The following is a 1,822-nucleotide window of genomic DNA, read 5'->3' on the forward strand; positions in this document are numbered from 1 at the left end:
CGCCCTAAACCATCTTGCCGCTGCCATCATCGCCTTCCGCAAGGTGCCGCTGAGCGCTAACATAATTTACGGATAAGATCTAAGGGGAGGAGTCCCTGGAATCGCGAGCTGAGACCGCGCAGAAACGACGAAGCTATGGTATAACAGCAGTCCGTTCCGGCAACGGACTCGGACTATTCGGTAGTTGTTGGGCCTTTAGCTCAGTCGGTTAGAGCGAAGAACTCATAATTCTTTGGTCGCAGGTTCGAGCCCTGCAAGGCCCACCAGAGTACACCCAGCACCGACCTGCTGCAGCGCCGATGCGTACCAGCGGCGCGCACCGAAACACAGCGGCAGGCGCGAGCAGGTGCGCTAACACGTCGGACAAACAAAGCGCAGCACGGGTACGGGATTGAGTGAGGCGCGGCTGCTGTGGTCGGCCTTGCGGTCATAGACGCCGTGTCCCCAAGCTTGTCGCGGCCGCAATGCGGACAACGATCGGGGCGATAAGACCGGGGCGTGCTGAGGACGGCGCGAAGATGTTGTTCGAGAGTGAGAAAGGCGTGGACGATTGGATCCATAGGCTGGCTGTTGTTGATCCGTGCGTGTCTTGGTCGTCATCTCACGATATCACGGCAGTACCGGTCTTCTTTACGCCCTCTGTGTCCCGCGCTGTTCGCGGTGAAGTTCAAAAAATCGCTCTCGACGTTCGCGAGACAAATACCCCCTGTTCCACCTCGATTTGCTCGAGCCGTCACAGCAAGTACGGACTGGAATTAATTCGGTTTGCGGACAATCCGTCGGACAGAGAATCAATGTTCCGTTGCCCTTGACCGTGTGCGCGCGCGAAGCACGCGTTCGAGCTCAGGGCGAGTGACCGGACGGATCTGAGTCATTCTCCTGGCCATTCATCGCCACGGATCGAAGTATGGGAAAAGAAAGATTGCGTCGAATAAATTGACGATGCAGGAGGAAGGATATGAGATGGACGTCATAGACGCGCTGGTGCTGGTCGACTCATTTCGCACACGTTTTGGCGACCCTGCTCAGGCCGAAATAGATTTCAAGACCAAGACAGTGATGATGCTCATCCATGTGCTCGAGCGCAATCTCGACGCCGATTTCGAGTTAAGGCATGGCCTGACATTCGCCCGGGCGATCGCGGCCAGCCATCGCCCGCACCTTGCGCTGGCGCGCCTTCGTAGCACGCTATTGAGGGTCGGAGCTGATATGCCACCGACCTAGGAGTGTGCGCGGCAGAAATCTGATGTCATCCGGCCGAGCGGAGAAGACGTTGTTAGCAGATGCCAACAAGTTATCTCCCATACGAGCCGCAGCAGCAGATGTTGCTGCCCCACGCGCTGCAAGACTGGCTGCCGGAAGGGCACCTGGCCTATTACATCAGCGACACGGTGGATTCGCTCGACCTGTCAAGCTTCCATGCGCGGTATGCGAGCGGCGGCCCGCGCAATCAACCCTTTCATCCGGCGATGATGGTGAAGGTGCTCGTCTACGGCTATGCGACCGGGGTGTTCTCGTCGCGCAAGCTGGCCAGGAAGCTGCATGAAGATGTCGCGTTCCGGGTCCTCGCAGCGGGCAACTATCCGGCGCATCGCACGCTTTGCGACTTTCGCGCCTTTCACTTGAAGGAACTGTCGGAGCTGTTTGTGCAAGTGGTGAAGCTGGCCAAGGAATGCGGACTGGTCAAGCTCGGGACGATTGCCGTTGACGGCACGAAGATCAAGGCCAATGCGTCGCGTCATAAGGCGATGAGTTACGAGCGGATGAAGAAAGCCGAGCTGGAACTCAAAGAACAGATCGATGCGCTGCTGGCCAAGGCGAA

2 protein-coding genes and 1 tRNA gene are annotated in these 1,822 nt (G+C 57.9%); all 3 read left to right on the forward strand.

Features of this window, described 5'->3' with window-relative positions; all coding sequences use genetic code 11:
* Positions 1-189 precede the first annotated feature (189 nt).
* Positions 190-266: transfer RNA gene (locus AWB78_RS42345), tRNA-Ile, on the forward strand.
* 697 nt (positions 267-963) lie between these two features.
* On the forward strand, positions 964-1,224 hold the full coding sequence (locus tag AWB78_RS42350; RefSeq protein ID WP_157697906.1) for a hypothetical protein: 261 nt from the start codon (positions 964-966) through the stop codon (positions 1,222-1,224).
* A gap of 59 nt (positions 1,225-1,283) precedes the next feature.
* Positions 1,284-1,822, forward strand: a 539-nt coding sequence (locus AWB78_RS42355; protein ID WP_198399497.1) for a transposase, incomplete at its 3' end; no start/stop codon positions are given.

Source organism: Caballeronia calidae, assembly GCF_900044055.2.
Lineage (GTDB): Bacteria > Pseudomonadota > Gammaproteobacteria > Burkholderiales > Burkholderiaceae > Caballeronia > Caballeronia calidae.